Origin of the sequence: Janibacter sp. GXQ6167 (assembly GCF_041365945.1) — a bacterium.
GTDB lineage: Bacteria > Actinomycetota > Actinomycetes > Actinomycetales > Dermatophilaceae > JBGFSK01.
Genome location: NZ_JBGFSK010000006.1, coordinates 14,499 through 33,221 on the forward strand (window position 1 = coordinate 14,499; position 18,723 = coordinate 33,221).

At 68.1% G+C, this 18,723-nt stretch carries 19 protein-coding genes; 12 read left to right on the plus strand and 7 right to left on the minus strand.

What is annotated here, in order from left to right:
- Nucleotides 1-134: 134 nt before the first annotated feature.
- From AB8K43_RS10195 to AB8K43_RS10210, 4 genes are read right to left on the minus strand one after another with little or no spacing between them, the layout of a single operon-like run.
- A complete protein-coding gene (locus tag AB8K43_RS10195) occupies nt 135-1,271 on the minus strand; it encodes an alpha/beta hydrolase (protein WP_370894003.1) in 1,137 nt (378 codons plus the stop codon).
- Nucleotides 1,268-2,278 (minus strand): MAB_1171c family putative transporter, encoded by a 1,011-nt coding sequence (locus AB8K43_RS10200; protein ID WP_370894005.1) that lies wholly within the window; start codon nt 2,276-2,278, stop codon nt 1,268-1,270. The genes AB8K43_RS10195 and AB8K43_RS10200 overlap by 4 nt, the downstream gene beginning before the upstream one ends.
- The gene (locus AB8K43_RS10205; RefSeq protein ID WP_370894007.1) at nt 2,275-2,739 is read right to left on the minus strand and encodes a hypothetical protein; all 465 of its coding nucleotides are present in this window, start codon (nt 2,737-2,739) and stop codon (nt 2,275-2,277) included. The genes AB8K43_RS10200 and AB8K43_RS10205 overlap by 4 nt, the downstream gene beginning before the upstream one ends.
- Nucleotides 2,740-2,799: 60 nt before the next feature.
- A complete protein-coding gene (locus AB8K43_RS10210; protein ID WP_370894009.1) occupies nt 2,800-3,231 on the minus strand; it encodes a hypothetical protein in 432 nt (143 codons plus the stop codon).
- Between the two features lie 311 nt (nt 3,232-3,542).
- Between AB8K43_RS10210 and AB8K43_RS10215 the strand changes: the two genes are divergently transcribed.
- From AB8K43_RS10215 to AB8K43_RS10255, 9 genes are all read left to right on the plus strand, one after another.
- A complete protein-coding gene (locus AB8K43_RS10215) occupies nt 3,543-4,610 on the plus strand; it encodes an ImmA/IrrE family metallo-endopeptidase (RefSeq protein WP_370894010.1) in 1,068 nt (355 codons plus the stop codon).
- Nucleotides 4,610-5,542 (plus strand): bifunctional DNA primase/polymerase, encoded by a 933-nt coding sequence (locus AB8K43_RS10220; RefSeq protein ID WP_370894012.1) that lies wholly within the window; start codon nt 4,610-4,612, stop codon nt 5,540-5,542. The genes AB8K43_RS10215 and AB8K43_RS10220 overlap by 1 nt, the downstream gene beginning before the upstream one ends.
- Nucleotides 5,542-6,222: a DUF2637 domain-containing protein gene (locus tag AB8K43_RS10225; RefSeq protein ID WP_370894014.1), complete on the plus strand. Its 681-nt coding sequence runs from the start codon at nt 5,542-5,544 to the stop codon at nt 6,220-6,222. Before AB8K43_RS10220 ends, AB8K43_RS10225 begins: the two co-directional genes overlap by 1 nt.
- Nucleotides 6,219-6,623, plus strand: coding sequence for a hypothetical protein (locus tag AB8K43_RS10230; protein WP_370894016.1), 405 nt, complete (start codon nt 6,219-6,221; stop codon nt 6,621-6,623). The genes AB8K43_RS10225 and AB8K43_RS10230 overlap by 4 nt, the downstream gene beginning before the upstream one ends.
- Before the next feature lie 93 nt (nt 6,624-6,716).
- Nucleotides 6,717-7,607, plus strand: a complete 891-nt coding sequence (locus AB8K43_RS10235) for a hypothetical protein (RefSeq protein WP_370894018.1) — start codon at nt 6,717-6,719, stop codon at nt 7,605-7,607.
- The gene (locus tag AB8K43_RS10240; RefSeq protein ID WP_370894020.1) at nt 7,604-8,605 is read left to right on the plus strand and encodes a ParB N-terminal domain-containing protein; all 1,002 of its coding nucleotides are present in this window, start codon (nt 7,604-7,606) and stop codon (nt 8,603-8,605) included. Before AB8K43_RS10235 ends, AB8K43_RS10240 begins: the two co-directional genes overlap by 4 nt.
- 36 nt (nt 8,606-8,641) lie before the next feature.
- Nucleotides 8,642-9,331: a hypothetical protein gene (locus AB8K43_RS10245; protein WP_370894022.1), complete on the plus strand. Its 690-nt coding sequence runs from the start codon at nt 8,642-8,644 to the stop codon at nt 9,329-9,331.
- A gap of 13 nt (nt 9,332-9,344) precedes the next feature.
- A complete protein-coding gene (locus tag AB8K43_RS10250; RefSeq protein WP_370894024.1) occupies nt 9,345-10,955 on the plus strand; it encodes a M23 family metallopeptidase in 1,611 nt (536 codons plus the stop codon).
- Between the two features lie 6 nt (nt 10,956-10,961).
- Nucleotides 10,962-11,228: a DUF6112 family protein gene (locus AB8K43_RS10255; protein WP_370894026.1), complete on the plus strand. Its 267-nt coding sequence runs from the start codon at nt 10,962-10,964 to the stop codon at nt 11,226-11,228.
- A 14-nt stretch (nt 11,229-11,242) separates the two neighbouring features.
- Here the strand turns inward: AB8K43_RS10255 and AB8K43_RS10260 are convergent, their stop codons facing one another.
- Nucleotides 11,243-12,667 (minus strand): DUF349 domain-containing protein, encoded by a 1,425-nt coding sequence (locus AB8K43_RS10260; protein ID WP_370894028.1) that lies wholly within the window; start codon nt 12,665-12,667, stop codon nt 11,243-11,245.
- Between the two features lie 182 nt (nt 12,668-12,849).
- Between AB8K43_RS10260 and AB8K43_RS10265 the strand changes: the two genes are divergently transcribed.
- From AB8K43_RS10265 to AB8K43_RS10275, 3 genes are read left to right on the plus strand one after another with little or no spacing between them, the layout of a single operon-like run.
- The gene (locus AB8K43_RS10265; RefSeq protein WP_370894266.1) at nt 12,850-13,146 is read left to right on the plus strand and encodes a DUF6112 family protein; all 297 of its coding nucleotides are present in this window, start codon (nt 12,850-12,852) and stop codon (nt 13,144-13,146) included.
- Nucleotides 13,147-13,179: 33 nt separating this feature from the next.
- Complete coding sequence (locus tag AB8K43_RS10270) at nt 13,180-14,553, plus strand: conjugal transfer protein TrbL (RefSeq protein WP_370894267.1); 1,374 nt, start codon at nt 13,180-13,182, stop codon at nt 14,551-14,553.
- A 3-nt stretch (nt 14,554-14,556) separates the two neighbouring features.
- Nucleotides 14,557-16,026: a PrgI family protein gene (locus tag AB8K43_RS10275; protein ID WP_370894030.1), complete on the plus strand. Its 1,470-nt coding sequence runs from the start codon at nt 14,557-14,559 to the stop codon at nt 16,024-16,026.
- 49 nt (nt 16,027-16,075) lie between these two features.
- Here AB8K43_RS10275 and AB8K43_RS10280 read toward each other — a convergent pair whose 3' ends face one another.
- On the minus strand, nt 16,076-16,894 hold the full coding sequence (locus AB8K43_RS10280) for a hypothetical protein (RefSeq protein ID WP_157732532.1): 819 nt from the start codon (nt 16,892-16,894) through the stop codon (nt 16,076-16,078).
- A 19-nt stretch (nt 16,895-16,913) separates the two neighbouring features.
- A complete protein-coding gene (locus AB8K43_RS10285) occupies nt 16,914-18,707 on the minus strand; it encodes a hypothetical protein (protein ID WP_370894032.1) in 1,794 nt (597 codons plus the stop codon).
- Nucleotides 18,708-18,723 lie beyond the last annotated feature (16 nt).

The following is an 18,723-nucleotide window of genomic DNA, read 5'->3' on the forward strand; positions in this document are numbered from 1 at the left end:
TTGGTCCTCCCTCGCTCTATGGCCCAGGCAGGCCAACACTCACGATGATACCGGTGGAGGTACGGCTTGAGTGGGGTTTCTCCGGGCGTGGCCGAACGAGATGGGTGCGGAGGGTGGTCGCTCTGCTCGGCCGATCAGCGCGGGACACGCGTTTGAAGCCAGGTTGTCACTGCGTTCTGCCATCGGTCGGGGTCGGCGTTCCAGCAGAGGGTGTGGCCGGCGTCGAAGGTCTCCAACTCCACAAGATCGGGGCGGGCGTCTCGGAATGCTTCTGAGAGCCGGATCGGCACGGAGTCGTCTCGGGCGCCGTGGAGGATCAGGATCGGCGTGCTGAGGTCTGCTGATCGTGCGGTCCAGTCGAAGGAGTGAAGGGGGATGCGGCCCAGCAACCCGACGGCGCGCGGCGGCGGGTGAAGGGTGAGCCACGGGATCGCAAGATGCCCGGCTGCTGCGGGCAGTCCGCTGCGAACGCAGTTGGTCTTGATGACTTCGGTCCAGTTGAGGACTGGTGAGTCGAGTACGAGCGCGGCGATCAGTCCATCGTGTCGCGGGTGGTCGGCGAGTTGGAGGGCGATGGCGGCTCCCATCGACCAGCCGAAGAGCACGATCTGGCGGGCACCGCGTCGGACGGCGTATCCGATGGCCTCGTCAACGTCCGCGGTCTCGGTGTGGCCGAGGGTTGATCGGCCGCTGCCGATGCGCGGCCCTTCTGTGGTGTTGCGGTGGCTGGCGACGAGGGAGGTGTAGCCGAGTTCGGTTGCGGCGCGGACGCTGCGGATGGTGCTGGCGCGGGTGCTGCCGAGGCCGTGGATGTGTATCGCCCAGGTCGAAGGGTCGCCGTCGATGCGCCAGGCCGGGCACGATCCTGCCGGGGTGGTGATGGTGATGTCGCGGGCGTGGAGTTCGGCGTCGGCTGGGGTGGCGTAGTAGATGCCGCTCCAGGAGGCATGGTCGCCGACCTTCGGGGTCAGGCCGGGTGCGGTGCTGGTGATCCTGCGGGCGACGCGAGTAGGTCCGCGATCCATGATGTCTGCGGACAGCTGTGCCCAGCGGTCGTGCTCGAACCAGAGGTTGTAGATGCCGGGCGCGGTGGTCTGGTCGGTGCGGTCGAGCACGATCAAGTCGCCTCTGCCGTCGTGCTCGACTCCGCGGACGGTCAGGTCGAACGTTCGTGGGCCGGCGGGTGCAGTGAGCCGCCGCGCGATGGCCCACCCAATTCCGGCGGCCACGGTCGCCGTGATCCCGCCGCCGAGGGCGATGCGGCCGATCACGTCTCCCGCTCCTCAAGGTTGGGAACGGGCAGAGGCTTCGCGACGGCGCTATCGCTTCCGACGAGGTGTCTCTCGGCGCGTTCGAGCAGGGCGCGTTCGGTTCGGCTGGTGTCGAAGGTGATGCGGGGGTCGATCATCGCGTCGCGGATTTCGACGATCACGCGGTGGAGGTGTCCTTCGGGGTCTTCGCTGTTGGCGGCGAGGGGGTCGGCCTGGCTCAGCCCGGGCCGCGCGAGCGTGGCCCGGTGCCAGAGCGGCTCCAGCTGCGCTGTGTACGCGATGGTGTGCCTCTGCCGGGCGTGGTGCTGGGCGCGGCGGACGGCGGGTTGCGCGGCGAACCCGGCGCAGAGGAATAGGAACGTCAGGAGCGAGAGCGGCCCGTAGGCGGGCTGGATGGCATGCAGGAGGTCGAGGTGGCCGGTGGCGTGGGCGAGGTCCATGACGATCACGGCGAGGCAGAGGGCGACGCCGAAAGCTGACCCGAGCGTCAGCAGTGCTGCGGGCAGGCGCTGGACACCGGCGCTGTGCCGGTATCGCCGGGCAGCGAGGGTGAGCATCGCGGCGATGACGATGCCGCCATAGACGAAGGTGATGATCGAGTAGGCAGCCGTCGCGGGTTGCGCGCCGAGATCGCTCATGAACTGCGTGGTCGTCGGGCCGCGGTCGATGAACAGGAACGTTACGGCGATCGCGGAGAGCGAGATCACGAGCATGGGTGCGCTCACGGCGGCGCGGACGAGCGCGGGCCGGTACTCGCCGGACTTCATGACGCCCCGCCCGAGGAAGAACAGTCCGGTCATCAGCAGCGCGTCCGCGAGCAGTGTTGCGAGGTTCGTTCCGCCGAGGAGCGGATCGACGGCCGTGTAGATTCCATCGACGTTCAGCGTCATCGCGATGGCGATGGTGAGCGCGGCGTAGGTGATGCTTCGGTCGGTGCGTTTGCGGCGGAAGATGAGCAGGCTCGCCACGAGCGCCCACATGAGCGTCGCGACGAGCGTCTGGATCATCCGAATATCTCCGAGAAGGCCGATTCGGCGAACACCGATCCTCGGATGCCGGCGGCGAGCTGGTCGGCAAGGGACTCGGCGGCGATCTCGGTTTCGCTGTCGAGGTCATGCCGCCGGAGCAGGCGTCCGCGTGTGCGGGGCGGGATGCTGGGCAGCAGCGCCTCGTCGACGGTGCAGTCATCGCCTTCGCAGTGGCCGAGGATCATGTGCGCGAACTCGTGCAGGACGAACTGTTGGCGGTGGAGTGTCGAGTCGGTGTGGGCGTGGAGCACGAGGTCGTCGGTATCAGTGGCCACCCAGAGCGCGCAGAGGCCGTCGTGCGTGTCGAGGTCGGCGAGCTCGATGACGCGGAGCCTGCGGTGCCGCTGGTCCTGCACAGAGCGGAGGAGCTCGTCGAAGGTGAAGGTATCACCGAGCTGAAGGCCCGCCACGGCCGCCGATACGGCCTGTTCTATGTTCACGGTTCGCCCCTCTCAGTGGGGAGCAGCGACCGGTATCGGCTTCGCCCTGCGCGACACCTGTCAGTGCTCAGGCGTTGGTGTCATTTCCTCGTCCAGGAACTTGGTGATGGCATTGAGTGCTTTCGGCGAGATGTCGCCGAGGGTGCGCGCTGCGTAGGACTTCACCTTCGCTGCCCGCATGGACCGAACCAGATCGAGCTGCGCTGAGACCTTCTCGGGGGTAGCGGCACCGTCCTCGCCGAGCAGGAACGCGGCGTCCACATCGAAGAACGCCGCCAGTCCCTCAAAGACGGCGGGGTCCTGGACGTAGCGGTGGCCGTTGACCATGTACGTCCAGCGCGACCGCGACAGGTTGGTGCCTCGTTCGTGGAGGTAGTCGGCGATCTGCGAGTAGGTCGGTTCCGCGCCGGACTCGGCAACGGCGACATCCATCAGGAGCCGTAGACGCTTGGCGAGGTCTTCGGCCGCAGCCTGGCTCTCGTCTTCGGTCATGGTGGCTGACCCCCTTCCCTTCGCGACGGGCAAGGCATCCATGTGATCCACCCGAAGGGTGGTTGTGCATGCTCAACCGTACTCGTTGAGCATGCACAAATCAAGGCTTGCGCATGCTCAACGGTCAGTGTTAGAACAGGACCCCAGGACATTTTGAGCATGCTCAATGCCGCGTCCCGGTCTCGGCTCGAGCTACCTCAAGGAGGTGAACGATGTCCAGCTCACGGTCTAGGCGCGGGTGTTCGCGCCCACCTGCCAGGTGTACAGCCGCGCGCAACCTTGGCGCGGCCCGCCGAAGAGGAGGCCGGAGCATGGCATCGAATGAGGACGCCCGCGCGGCAAGGGAAGCGAAGCTCGGCGAGCTGCACGAGAAACTGACCGGCGCGGTCGAGTCGCTGGTCTCGGGTGACGACTGGCGGCAGGCGCTGGCCTTCGCGGCACGGTTCCGGTCGCGGTCGTTCAACAACACGATGCTGATCTGGGTGCAGCACGAAGCCGCATTCGAGGCAGGCCGCGTGCCCGAACCCTTCCCCACCCTGGTCGCCGGGTACCGGCAGTGGCAGGGCCTCGGGCGGCAGGTGATGAAGGGCCAGCCGGGTTACATGATCTTCGCGCCGGTGACGGGCCGGTTCGCCAGCGCGACCCCTGCCGATGCGGGCTCGTGGCGGCGGCTCGGGCCTAGGGAGAAGCCGAAGGCAGGCGAGATCGTGCGCTCGCGGATGGTCGGAGCGCGGCCGGCCTACGTGTGGGATGCCTCGCAGACCGACGGCGAACCGCTGCCGGTGCCGCCCACACCGACGCTGCTGGAAGGCGAAGCACCTTCGGGGCTGTGGGAGGGGCTGGCCGGGCAGATTCGCGTCGCGGGGTTCGAGGTGCTGCGGGTGCCGCACGAGGGGATGATCTCCGGCGCGAACGGCATGACCGACTACGAGGCGCGCACGGTCGCGGTGCGGGAGAACATGGACCCTGCCGCGCAGGTCAAGACCCTCGCGCACGAGCTGGCGCACGTGGTGATGCACGATCCCGACGACGAGGAGGCGCGGCAGCATCGCGGCATCCGCGAGGTCGAAGCCGAGTCCGTCGCGCTGATGATCGGTGCCGCGCACGGCATGGACGCCGCCGGGTACACGATCCCGTACGTCTCGACCTGGGCCGCCCGCGTGGACGGCCAAGAGCCCGTCCAGGTGGTGCAGGCCACCGGCGAGCGAGTGCGGAAGACCGCGCTAGCGATCCTCGACCAGCTCGACACGCTCCAGGTCGGCGACGGCACCCCGCCCGGCCTCGACCGCGACACCCCCACTCCGCGCACCTCCCGCACGCCTGCGGCGGAGGCGGATCGACCGCGTGCTGTGCCGGTTATGACAGGGCGGGGGCTGTGATGCCCGAGCCATTCGACGCCCTGGCGGCGCTCATCCGCGTGGATCGCTCGCCCAGCCTGGCGTGGGCGGCGCGGAGTCTCGCGGCGGCTGGCGTGCCCGTGTTCCCGTGCCTCCTCGAGGGGAAGCGTCCGCTGACCCGCCGTGGGTTCCTCGACGCGAGCAGCGACCCGGAACAGGTTGCCGCGTGGTGGTCGCGCACACCGAACGCGAACATCGGCATCCCGACCGGCGCTCCATCCGGCGTTGTCGTCGTCGATGTCGATGTCCACGGCCCCCACAATGGCCGCGCGGCGTACCAGCGCGCCACCGACGCGGGGCTCGTCGATGGAGCGGGTCTGCTGGTGCGCACACCCACCGGTGGCGCGCACGTGTACTTCCCGGCGACGCCGGGCAGCGAGCAGCGGTCGTGGCAGGCAGCCACCGCGGGTGTCGATTTCCGGGGAGACGGCGGCTACATCATCGCTCCGCCTTCCCGGCGAATCGTCGACGGGAACATGCGGCGCTACGAAGTCGCCGACATCGCCGCACACTCGGTCGGTCATGTGGACGCGGCCCGCCTGCGGGATTTCCTCGACCCGCGTCCCGTCGCCCCACCACGCACCGAGAGCACCTCGATGGTCGTGGATGGGAAGCGGCTGGCGGCGTGGGTCGCCGGCCGGGGTGAGGGCGAGCGGAACCGGGGCCTGTTCTGGGCCGCCTGCCGCCTCGCCGAGAACGGCGTCTCGGCCGCCGATGCGCTCGATGCGCTGGGTGCTGCGGCACAGTCGGCGGGTCTAGGCGATCGCGAGATCGCCACGACCGTGCGCTCCGCCTACCGAGCCACCCACCCCGCACCCGAGGCCACGTCAGGTCGGCGGAGCCAGGGCGCGGATCGGTGCTTCGGTCGCACGGCGAGCCCACCGTCCGCAGCCTTGGGGAGGGCAGGGCTGTGATGCGCGAGTCGGACGGGCGGCGCTGGGCCGCGATGACGGCGGTCGCGGGGACGGTGTTCATCGCAGCCGGGGCATTCTGGCTGTCGTTCACCTCCCTGGCCGATCTGGCCGCTCGCTCCGGTATCGGGGCGGGGCAGGCATGGGCGTGGCCGCTGATCGTGGACGGCATCATCGTCGTCGCCACGGTCGCCGTCGTCGCCCTCGCCAGGCAACGCTCGGCCTGGTATCCGTGGGCGCTGCTGGTCGGCGGCGCGCTCGTCTCGGTGACGGCAAACGCCATTCACGCCGCCGTCGCCGCAGACGCCGACGTGCCCAGGATGCTCGCGGCCTCGGTCGCCGCAGTGCCGCCCGTCGTGCTGCTCGCCATCACGCACCTGACCGTGATCCTCACCCGCACCACCGACCACGACCAAGAACCTGCCGACGCCGCGTCGTTCTCGACGGCCGCTACGGAGTCGATGCCTGCGCTGCCGTCTGACGAGACGGAGCCTCGCCGTCGCGAGGACGGTGTGGCTGATCGGCGGGCTCTGGGGTGGGAGCTGCGCGAGGCGGGCTGGTCGAACAAGCGGATCGCCCGCGAACTCGGGGTGCATCCCTCGACCGTGGGCCGCTGGTTCGCCGTCGCGCACCTCACTGACACCACCGATACCGCAGACGAGCGGGAGGAGACGACCCCATGAACACCACCGACAACCCGCAGCGCAACGATCCCGCGAGGCCCGATCCGGCACGGCTGGTGCCCGAGGAGCCGAGGGAACGCCCCGAGTCGGTCGAAGTGACGAGCACGCCGGAGGCGGTGCGGGCCGCGCAGGTCGCCCGCGACGACAAGCAGCATGCGCTCGTTCGTGGGCGCGGCGTGGAGTGGGTGCGCCCCACCGACCTGATCGCCCGGCACTCGGCGCACGCGGCAGGTCGTGGCCTCGACTTCCAGGCCGAACTCGCACGCCGCACCCGCACCCCCATCGGTGCCGGTGTTCGTCGTCTCGGGGATCGCGCCCGGCGGTTGCCGCCGATCTCGGCGTTCGGACGCAGCACCGCACCGGCGTCGCAGATGTCCCGCCCTGGGGTCTCGATGAGTTGACGGTGGTGACAGGTCATGGCTGCGACGGCATCGGCATGCGAGACGCGCTCATGGGAGCGAGTGCGCACCTGCCTGCCAGGAGGTGCCGACACCATGACCACACCAACCCACACCAGCGCCGAGCAGCCGACGGCCTACGGGGCTGAGGACTTCACCACCGGCGAGGGCCTGCGCGCCCTGCTCCATCGCCTCGCCGAGGGCGGCGAGGATGCCTGGGTTCACGACCCGGTAGCCCGCGACCTGATGGAGTTCGCCGCCGACAAGTACCGCGCTCTGGCGAGGAAGCACAAGCTCGACACCTGGGAAGCAGTCACGGCAGCGTTCGACGCGATGCAGTACCGCTCGACCCGCCAGGCCAACGATCCGTGGGCGATCATCACCCACGCCGTGCGAATCACCTGCGTCTACGAGGAACGCGCCCAAGGATTGCTCTGCTCGGTGCACCAGGCCCGCCGCGCGCACGTCTCGGCGTTCCACGACCCCGAACGGTTCTCCGAACGCGACACCGCACTGGCCGACTACCATCCCGCGTTCCACACCACCGACAATCGTCCCAGCGACCTCGAACCGGAACCGCGCGAGGGACTCGGGTCGGCGCAGGCGTGCATGTCCGCTGGCTTGGCGGCCGAGGACGCCATCGCGATGCTGTGCCTGCTCGACTGGCCAACCGACACCGCACGGGCCGCTGTCGAGCACGTCTGCGGGGCGTTGATGAAGGCCGGCAGCCGCCAGTCCGCCTACGAGACGCTGCGCCGCGATCAGCACGCACGGGCACTGCTCGACCTGCCGCGCCGCTCCTGGGCCGCGCTCCTGAAAGCGCTACTCGGGAACCCACACCCGGCCTACGTCGCCACCAGCAGCGGTCGCGGCGTCCTGCTCCGGCTGCTGCTCGGCGAGACCCTCGACCTGCTGCTCCGCGACGACGACCTGATCCTCGCCCTCGCACTGGCCGCCCCGAGCGGTGGAGGCGGTGAGCCAACGTGACCGAGCCACAGATCGGCAGCATCCAGCTCGACCGCACCGTCGATTCGATCCTCGTCGGCACCCGGCACCGCGCCAACCTCGGCGACATCGACGCCCTCGCCGCCTCCATCGGGCGCGACGGCCTGCTGCAACCGCTCACGATCACCATCGACGGCGTGCTCGTGTGCGGAGCACGACGCCTGGCCGCGATCAAGAAGCTCGGCTGGCGCACCGTCAACGTGTGGGTTCGCAGCGGCCTGTCCGACCGGCTCGGGCAGCTCCTCGCCGAGCAGGACGACAACATGCTCCACAAGCCCTATACCCAGCTCGAAGCCGCCGGCCTGTACCGCGAACTCAAGCAGGTCATGGCCGAAGACGCTGCCCGACGCAAGTCCGCGACACAGTTCAGTGCTGAGAACCAGCCGGGAAACGGCGGTGGTGCAAACTTTGCACCACCGTCGAACGGGCCGCTCGGCAAGGCTCGCGAGCAGGCGGCGGCGATGATTCCCGGCGGTGCATCGCACACGACACTGGAGAAGATCGGCTACCTCGAAGACATCGCCAACAACCCCGCTCAGCCCGAGGCGTTGCGCGCCGAGGCTGCCGCCGGGCTGGAGCGGATCGAGGCCGGGGACCCGGTGCATCCGATCTACCAGGCGATGCGCGACGCCGACACCACCGAGCGGGAGCGGCGCGAGGCAGAGCTGCACGCCCGCGCCGAGGCAGCAGTGGCTCGCGCGAAGTCGATCAAGAAGGGCAAGCGCACCCCACCGCGTCCGTTGCCGCTTGTCACCGGAGATGGGCAACCTGTCCGTTACCCGCTGCGCGCGTTCGTGCAGACCTGGGGTGAGCTGGCCGACTGGTGGACCCACTACGACGCCGACACCCTTGCCGCCGAGCTGACCGACGAGCAGTTCGAGAACTTCCTCGCGACCGCCGACGGCACCGTCCGCTTCGCCGACGCACTCCGAGCCGCCCGCGAAGGCACGACGGAGCGGCCACGACTCCGGGCTCTCTGACCGCTGGCATGGGTGTCGGGTGTGCACCTGCTCGGCATGAGCCCTGCACCCACTGATCCTCGGAACCGCCGCCGACTCGTCGCCCTCATCGCCGCCGGCATCATCCTGCTGATCCTCGCCGGCGTCGGCGTGTACGGACTCCTCACCGGCCCCCGCAACAGCACCAGCCCCCAGCACGACCCGCAGCCCGGCCCGGTCACGACGGCACCGCCGACGGTGGCCCCGAGCACACCCCGGCCACCGCGGATTCCAGCGGTTCCGCGTTCGGCCGATCCTGAGATTTTCGCGCGTGGGGTCGCGTCCGCTCTGTTCGCGTGGGACACGGCTTTGGGGCTGTGGCCGCTGGACTACACCTCGGCGCCCCTCGCGGTCGGTGACCCCAGTGGGGACGAACAAGCCGGGCTGGCATCCGACGTAGCCGCGTACCTGCCGACCCGCGACGCCTGGATCGAGCTGCGGCAGTACACCACCCGCCAGCACCTCACCATCGACACCGCGTACGTCCCCGACGCCTGGTCCGCGGTAGCGCAAACTCAGCCGGCGCAGCTCGCGGCAGGGACGACGGCAGTCACGATCGAGGGCACCCGGCACCGTGCCGGGGTCTGGAACGGGCAGCCGGTGACCAGCGAGCATCCGGTCGCGTTCACCGTGTTCATCGTCTGCGCCCCGAGCTATCCGACCTGCCATCTGCTGCGGCTCTCGCAGCTCGACAACCCGCTGCGCTGACGGGGTTGGCGTCGTGTTCCGCAAAGCCGCCATCGCAGCCCTGGCGCTGCTTTTCTTCGCCCCCGCCGCAGCGCTCCTCGGGGTCGGGCTGCTGATGAACCCCGCTGCCGCCTACTGCGCCACACCTGCCGGGAGCCTGAACCTTGGCCCGATCCCGGACTCGCTCACCGTGACCGCCGCGAACGGCGAGACCTTCACCCTGAACCGTCAGCAGCTCACGCACGCGGCAACGATCATCGCCGTCGGCAACGGCATCACCGATGTGGGCCAGCCGGGTATCAAGATCGCGCTGATGGCCGCGCTCACCGAGTCCACGCTGCGGATGCTCACCAACACCGGCACCTACCCGGAGTCGGCGAACTACCCGAACGACGGCAACGGCGGCGACCACGACTCCCTCGGCCTGTTCCAGATGCGCCCGCAATCCGGGTGGGGCACCGTCGCCGAGTTGATGGACCCGAACTATCAGGCGCGGGCGTTCTTCGGTGGACCGACCGGACCGAACTACCCCTCGCCGCGCGGCCTGCTCGACATCCCCGGCTGGCAACAGATGGACCCCGGCGAAGCCGCCCAAGCCGTCGAGGTGTCCGCCTTCCCCGACCGGTACCGCAACTACGCTCCCGTCGCCGACAGCATCCTCGCCGCCCTCACCAACGGCGGCAGCACTCCGGTTGGCGTGGGTGGTCCGGCAGTCTCGTCGTCGCGGGTGGTGTTCCCGCTGCCCGAGGGCACCTGGGTGCTGACTTCGCCGTTCGGGATGCGGGTGCACCCGATCACGGGAGAGCGGAAGCTGCATACCGGCACCGACTTCGCCGCGCCCGACGGCACCCCGATCCTCGCCGCCGCGGACGGCACCGTGACCGTCGCGGAGTTCTCCGGCGGGTACGGCGGTCTCATCGTCATCGAGCACATCATCGACGGCAAGACTGTCGCGACCGCGTACGCGCACATGTGGCAGAGCGGCATCCACGTCCGTCCTGGCGATCGGGTGAGCGCCGGGCAGCACATCGGCGATGTCGGCTCCTCGGGCATGAGCACCGGCGCACATCTGCACTTCGAGGTCCGGCCCGGCGGCACGAACGGTGAGGCCATCGACGCCGCCGCCTGGCTCAACGAGCACGGGGCCGCGAACCTGCCGACGGCGACCAGCGGATCACCCGCCTCCTGCAACAACGCCACCGCCGGTGCGCCGACCGGTGTCGATGGAGACCCCGACCGGCTCGTCGACGATCCCACCAGCTCGGGCAAGATCACCGCCCGCACGCTCCACCTCTACCAACAGACCCTCGCCGCGTTCCCCGACACCGGCTGGGGCTGCTACTCACCCCGCCCCGGCACCAAGTCCGAGCACCCGCTCGGGCGGGCGTGCGACATCACCTTCGGCAACCGCATCGGCCAGCGACCAACCCCGGCCCAGCTCGACGCCGGCTGGAAGGTCACCAACTGGATGAAGGACAACGCCGAGGTGCTCGGCGTCGAGTACCTCATCTGGCAAGGCCAAATCTGGTCCGTCGCCCGCGACGCCCAGGGCTGGCGACCCTACAACGGCGGCGGGATGCACGACCCCGCCTCCATCACCGGAGGCCACTACGACCACCTCCACGTCACCGTCAAGGTGGGGTGATCGACGATGGGTGTCTTCCCCGACTTCGACGGGCTCGGTGGCATCGGAGACCTCCGCGCCGTCGTCGGCGCGCTCCTTACCTTCGTCCTGATAGTCGCCGTCCTCATGTTGATCGTCTCGGCGATCGTGTGGGCCATCGCCGCGGCACACGGCAACTACGCGACTGCCAGCAAGGGCCGAGTCGGTGTCCTGGTTGCTGTCGGCGCTGCTGTCCTCGCCGGAGGCGGCGTGGCCTGGATGAACTGGCTCCTCAACCTCGGCCAGACGCTGTAGACAGTCCTGACCAGTCAGAACTGATTCAGCCGTGACCGCGCGTCCATCAGCTTCTGGATCACCTCGGACTTCCGTTGTCCAAGCGACGCGACTTTCTCTCGGGCTGCAGACTGGCGCGCGAGCTGATTGTTGGCGATGGTCATCCAGTTGGGGTTCCTCGTGGACGGCGAACGAGCGGAGAGCGCTCGTGAGTAGCTCTCGTTGGCACGGTAGATCGCTGCCTCGACGTTGCGCAGTTGTTCCTCCAGGCGCCACACACGGTCTTGTGCTCGTTGGCGCGCCTCAGCTCGCCGTTGTTCGCCGGCCCGCTTCGCCGCCTCGAACACACGATCTTTCGCCGACTTGTACTGCTGCCAGAGCTGGTCATTGTCCGTCTTCGCGCATGGCCCTGTGGCACGCCACTGCGCATCCAGGGCTCGGGCCTGATCCTTCGCTGCCCGAAAGTCGCTGGAGTGTGATAGCGACTCCATCTGCGAGACAAGTCGCTGCTTGGCAGCCTTGTTTGACGCCCACTCACGCTGCCGCTTCTCGAACTCCTGCTTCTTGCGGTCGTTCAGACGGGTGCGGGCCTGATTGAACCGCGACCACAGCCGGTCATTGTCGGCCTTCTCGCACGGGCCGATCCGCTTCCACTCGTCACCGAGCTTGCGCATCTGGTCCGATGCCGACCGCAGATCGGATGAGTTCGCCAACGACTCCGCCTGCGAGACGAGTCGTTCCTTGGCGGCCTTGTTCGACGCCCACTCGCGCTGTCGCCTCTCGAACTCCTGCTTCTTGCGGTCGTACACGCGATTACGGGCAGCCTCGAATCGGCTCCAGAGCGATTGCTCATCCTCCTTGCCAGCTCGACCTGCGCGCTTCCATTCATCCATCAGGCGCTTCAACTCGTCCGAAGCTGTCCTCAAATCGCTGGCATGGGTGAGTGCCTCGGCCCGGCTGACGATACGTTCCTTCTCGCGGCGAGATGCCTCGTTCTCCTGCTTGACCCGGTCGAAGTGAGCGTTGCGTGCTGCGTTGAATCGATCCCGTGCCGCGCTGAACTGCGCCCATTGGGCATCATCCGTGGCCTTCTCGCCTCGCCCGACAGACTTCCACTCGTCCAGCAGACGCCGGAACTCTTCGCCACCCTGCTTCCAGTTCGTCGATGTCGCGAGCCGGTCGGCCTGCGACACCAACCGCGCCTTCGCTTCGCGGGCCACCGTCCAGTTGTCCTTGACATCAGGGAAGAGCTTCCGCGTGTGCCGCATGTCGTGGTGCCCTGGGTCACCAGTCTTTTGTTGCCAGGCGTGGACGTGATCGACGTCGCGCTGGATGTCTGGGACGTGTCCACGGGCGACAAGGGCCTCGTTGCCGTCCTTCGTGAACTTGACCGTGACCTTCTCGCCGCGCTCGGTGGACCCGTGGACGAGGTCGTCCTTGTCCCACTTGCCGTCGCTCACACAACGATGATCGCCCAGACAGCAGGCCTCGCGCAATCAAGCTCACGCGCGCCGTCAGAAAGGGCGAGGCGAGCCCCCCGAGCACCGCTTGCGCACCTGTGGCGTGTACCCCGTCTGCGAGTTCGTGGGCGGGTCGCCCGTCGCCAAGGAGACTTACCGTGTTCGATCTGCTCGCCAACGTCATGTCCGCGCCTCTGCTGGTGCCGATGGACATCAACATTGACCCCAACACCAACGGCCTGCCGGGGATTAATCAGCTGCGCACGATCGTCGGCGCGGTGATGACCATCGGTCTGATCCTGTCTGTGCTGGCGTTGATCGTGTCCGCGATTGTGTGGGGCTTCGGCGCGAACTCCTCCAACCCGCACCTCGCCTCACGCGGGAAGATCGGCGTTCTCGTCTCCTGCGGTGCTGCGGTGATGTGTGGCGCGAGCGTGACGCTCATCAACTTCTTCTGGAACGTCGGCCAGTCCGTCTGACCCGCCCCGTCGTCGAGAGTGCTGGTGTTCGTGATGGGCGTGTGCGACGTTCCCGTGATCTCCTCGGTCTGCGATGCCGTCGGCGAAGGAGCCGCCTCTCTGGTCGCGGCCCCGTTCGATTGGCTCGCCCAGGCGATGGGTGCCGCCGCGGGGTGGCTGTTCGAGGCGGTCTGGTCGGTCTTCGACACCACGACCCTGGTGGATGTCACCAAGCCCGGCTACCTCGCCGTCTACAACCTACTGTTCGGCATCGCGGTCTTCGTGATGCTGATCTTCTTCTGCCTCCAACTCATCACGGGACTGATCCGCCGCGACCCCACCGCCCTCACCCGCGCCGCCTTCGGCCTGGCGAAGTCCGTCCTCGGGTCGTTCGTGGTCATCACGCTCACGGCGCTGCTGCTGGAAGTCGTCGATCAGCTGTGCATCGGGATCGTGCAGGCCGCAGGGGAGACCACCGAGTCGATGGGTGACAAGATCGCCCTCCTCGCCGGAGGGCTGGTCGGGATCAACATCGCCGCTCCCGGCGTCGGTGCGATCATCACGATCTTCATGGCCGGCCTCGCGATCACTGCCGCCGCGATCGTGTGGCTGTCACTCCTCGTTCGGAAAGCGCTCCTGCTGGTGGCGGTCGTGTTCGCGCCGCTCGCGTTCAGCGGTGCCTCGTGGGATGCCTCGCGGGGGTGGATCGGGAAGTGGGCGATGTTCGTCGTCGCGCTGATCTGCTCCAAGCTCGTGCTCGTCGTGATGTTCCTCGTCGCGATCACCCAGGTCTCCGCACCGATCGACGCCGACCTCGCCTCGGTCAGCGATCCCATCGCGGGGATCGTGCTGATGGCGATGGCCGCGTTCGCCCCGTACCTGACGTACAAGTTCATCGCGTTCGTCGGGTTCGACATGTACCACGCGATCGGCTCCGAGCAGGATGCCAAGAGCGCCCTCAACCGGCCGATCCCGGTCCCGAGCAAGCCGCAAGGCGGCGGCGATCCGAAGAAGGTGCTGGGCGGAACCAGCAGCGGCGGGAACGCGGGCGGAGGCTCCGGTGGAGGAAGCAGCGCCCCGCCACCGCCGAGGACCCCAGCCCCGGCACCCGCCGCGGGCGGCGGAGGTGCCGCCGGTGGTGGAGCGGCGGCAAGCGGAGGCAGTGCAGCCGCGGCCGGTCCCGTGGCAGCCGGGGTCGTGGTCGGGGCGAGTGTTGCCAAGGGTGCCGCGACCGCCGGGCCGAAGGCCGGAACCGCGCTAGGGGCCCAGGGCGAGCATGCCGCCGACGCGGCCGCTCAGACACCGCCACCGCCCGCAGCATCGCCTGCGGCACCGCCGTCGAGCCTGGCACCACGACCGCCGAGCAGCGACCCGTCACCGCCGCCGAAGCAGCCCCCGCCGCCCGCGCCACGCCCACCGAAGGAGTAGACGATGAGCAGCACGAACCACGACCGTCCCACTGCGGGCGAACTCGTGCCGGTGAAGTTCTCCCGCCTCACCCGCCGCGGTGTCCTTCTCGGCCTGTCGCTGACCCAGCTCTTCACGCTCGCCATCGGCGGAGCCACGCTCATCGGCGCGTTCTACGCCGGCGGCGGGATGCTGCTCGCCTACACCGCCCCCATCTGGGTGCTCGCCGCGGCGTTGACCTGGATACCCATCGCAGGCCGTCCCATCGTGGAGTGGCTGCCCATCGCCTGCTGGTGGCTGTGGCGCACCACCGGCGGGCAACTGCTGTACCGACGCAGGATCGTCGTCCCGCGCCCCGTCGGCACCCTCGCACTGCCCGGCGACATGGCGCGCCTGCGTGAATACACCGACCCCGACACCAGCGCAGGGATGATCCATGACCCCCACGCCGCCACGTTGACCGTTGTGTGCGAGGTCACCCATCCCGCGTTCGTGCTCCTTGACCCGGGCGAGCAGGAACGCCGCGTCAGCTCCTGGGGCCGCGTGCTGGCCACTGTCTGCCGCTCCGGGCGGATCGCCACTCTTCAGGTCTTGGAGCGCACGCTGCCGGACTCTGGCACCGGACTGGCCGAATGGTGGGCCACCCACGGCACCTCGGACGGGTCTTGGGCGGCCGACACCTACGCCGAACTCATCGACCGCGCCGGACCCGCTGGCGAACGCCACGCCACCACGCTCTCGCTGTCGCTGGACATGAAGACCAGTGCCCGGCAGATCAGGACCGCCGGCGGCGGGATGCGCGGTGCTGCCGCCGTGCTGCGGCAGGAGATGAACACCCTCGTCGCGGCGCTGCGCTCCGCCGACCTCTCGCCGTCGGGATGGCTGACACCGGGGCAGATCGCGGTGATGCTGCGTTCCGCCTACGACCCGGCGATCGCGGCCACACTGGAACGCCACGGAAGGCTCGGCCAGTCCCTCGCGACTGCGGGGCCGGTTGCGGTCACGGAGACCTGGGGCAAGCTGCGCACCGACTCCGCTCACCACGCCGTGCTCTGGGTCAGCGAGTGGCCGCGGTCGCTGGTGTATCCGGGGTTCCTGTCGCCGGTGCTGCTGTCCACCGGCATCCAGCGGTCGTTCTCGTTGATCTGCACGCCGATGCGGTCCGATGCCGCTGCTCGCGACATTCGTAAGAAGAAGGTCGAGCACATCTCGGACCAGGCCCAGCGGGCGAAGATCGGCCAGATCGAGGACGCCTCCCAGACCGCCGAGTACCACGACGTGCTCCAGCAAGAAGCCGACCTCACCGCCGGTCACGGCATCCTCCGCTACACCGGCCTCATCGCCGTCTCCGCGCCCACCGTCGAGGAACTCGACGCCGCTGTCGCCGCGATTGAGCAGGCCGCGATCCAGGCATCCTGCGAAACCCGGCTCCTCGTCGGCCAGCAAGCCGCCGCGTTCACTGCCGCCGCGCTCCCGCTCTGCCGCCGGGTCTAAGTCAACCGCCACCGCCGCGGCGTGACCCGACCCTTGCTCCGGCAGTGGATCAGGCTCGCGCCTCGATGAACCGAAGCATCGAAACAGGAACCGGCGCGTCTGGGGTTCGTGGCAGATCGACCACGGGAAGCACCAGGGACACGTCTGCGAGGTCGTCGACCCCGAGTTCTAGCCAGTCCGTGCAGTCGGCATGTGGCAAAGCGCTCACCAGCTGGCGATCCGCGAGCAGCAAGCTGAACGGAGGGAAGTGAATCACGGCAGAGATTGTCGGTGTGGTGGTTGTCGTCCATTCATCGTCCCTTCCACCATCCCGCGACAGCTTTACGGCCAAGCCCTCGTGTGCTCCCTCAAGGACCGCCGCCGCTCCGTCCGGCGCGATCGCCGCCAAGAGCCGGATGCCCTCTGGCGCTGGGGCTGCGACTCCATGCCGCACGGCCCCGACCAGGTCAGGGTGTGAATCGATGAGTTTCGGAGTCAGCGCTGTCATGCCCGCGAGCGCGGAGCGGATGAATCGGCCCGGGCGAACCTCGTTGAGCTTTCCTTCAATATGAGTCCGCTCGCCCTTCCATTGGGAGTGGAGCAGGTTGCCTGCGAAGGTGTAGGCCCACCGAATGTACTCGTCATCCCAAGGGGATGTGGCTGCCCGGCAAGGTTCGCAATGCGCATACAGGCTGGCGCCACCGAGTCGTGGACGCCCGTGGGCAAGTCGGTTGCCTGCTGTCGTGCCGCCCCAAGAGAAGCTCCCATTGTTGAATGCAGCTCTCGGTGGCACGTGTGCCTTGGTGAGTCTTGCCCGGGCCCCGCACAGCGCGCACTTGCCGCTCTTTGCCCGCCCACCCGTCGGCCGGAAGCCTTCCTGCTCACTCATGCCTGCACTCGCGCAATCTCTAGGCGTCGATGGCGGAGTCTGCTGTGGCAAGTCCTTCAATCGCTGTCGGGGCCGAAACAGCGTGGGGCGTTCTTTCGGAGAGAGCCGCCGCCAGGCTGTCGATGTCCTCGTGCTCCGCGGCGTCGGGGAACATCCAATGCAGGTCGCGCTCCTCTGTGGCCACGTCGATAGTGGGTCGGACGCCCGCTCCGCGGTGCGAGCGACCGCGTACATTCCGCACGTCATCCAGGGAGTAGATCGGGCCGAGTTCGCCTCGCTTTAGGAGGTTCCCTGGGTTAGCGGTGACGATCCGTCGGTCAGTCACCGCTACGAACGTGCTCGACGGGAACTTCTCAACGATGGCACTGGCTCTTCCTGGCGCGAGCGCATCCCAGGTCGCATCAACCCTTCTGGCGAGAATGGCCGGCACGACGCCAGCGAAGTTGTGAGTTCCCATTTCGTATGGGAAGGCCACGCTGCGAAGCGTCTCGCCATCCTCAAGGAACCACCGAAGGATATGCAGATACGGATCGAGTTCAAGCCCTTCGGGTGCGCATACCGCCGCTGGTACTGCTGGCATCTCGACTGCTGGCTGGAGCATGTTGGCCAAAGGGTCGATCGCTTCGAGGAGCTGCCTGCAAGTGAGTTGAGAAGCCTTGGCGTCTTTTCGCTTCTTCGTGAGAGGCACGGTGGCGCGGCCGGGGAGTTCGGCGATGATCCGCAACTCGCGGACGAGCGACTCGGTCAGCGATCGGATTTCGGAGAGCGACTCGTCGATCTCGACGGGAGTGTTCCGGGCGATCCGGTCGAAGAGCTGCGCTTCGCTCTCGTCGTTGGTGCTTCGTGTTCTGGCGAGGGCGGCCCGGACAGCCTGGTACTCCGCGTGGGTCTTGAGTGAGCTGAGAAGCGCGTAGGTATCGAAGACGATTGCTTCGGCGTTGGATTCGAGGTACTGGCGGCGAGCGCGACCGTCCAACTTCCCGAGTTCCTGGACATGGCCTGCCACGTTCTTGCGGTATAGCTTCAATTGCTTGCGGATGTTGGGACCGCTGGGAGCGATGGGCTCCCAGACAGAGTCTGTGATGGCGTCGAGTTCGCGGGTCTCCTTGACTGCCTCATCGACGGACTCCGCCAGCCCTTCAAGCTCTGCCCATTGCTCGTTTCGGATGGCCTTGAGCGTCTGCGTCGTGAGCTGGATGTTGGAGCGGACGAGGCCGGAAATCTCGCCGAGCTGCATTTGGAGCGCGATCATGGCGACGGCCGGGCCGATAGCTGCGATCGCCGTGGCGGCCGTCATGGAGGCTGGGATGAATCGCGCCTGGGCGACCAGTTCACCGTTCTTGAAGATCGCCCCGAGCTTGGCGCCGTCCTTTGCTGCCATCTCCCCGCCGCTCTTCAACAGAGACAGCGTCGCATCGTTGACGCGGAAGAGGCCTTGCGCGCTCGATACAGCCTCTGCGACGTTCCCGACGATCGTGCCTGCGTTGCCGAAGGAGCCGAGAGCGGTGGAGAGCTGAGCGCGGTCGAAGGACGGCACCATGTCAAGGCTGATGAGTTCAAGACCGTCGGGGACTTCGCCGAATACGACTGCGACGCCTGGCGTCACCTCGACGAGGGTCGTGGACGCTGCGAGCTCAAGCGCGTCGGACCTGACCTGACCATCCTCTGCGGTCTGCCTGCCAACGGCGTCATCATTACCGGACTCGTCGCGCGGGTCGTCCATGTGGCTCTCCTTCTCGCCGGTGACTGCCTCGTGCCTCCCTCCGACGCCTCCATCAAGTATATCAGCCGCCTTCGACAGCGCCTGGGTCATCGCAGCACACCTCCTG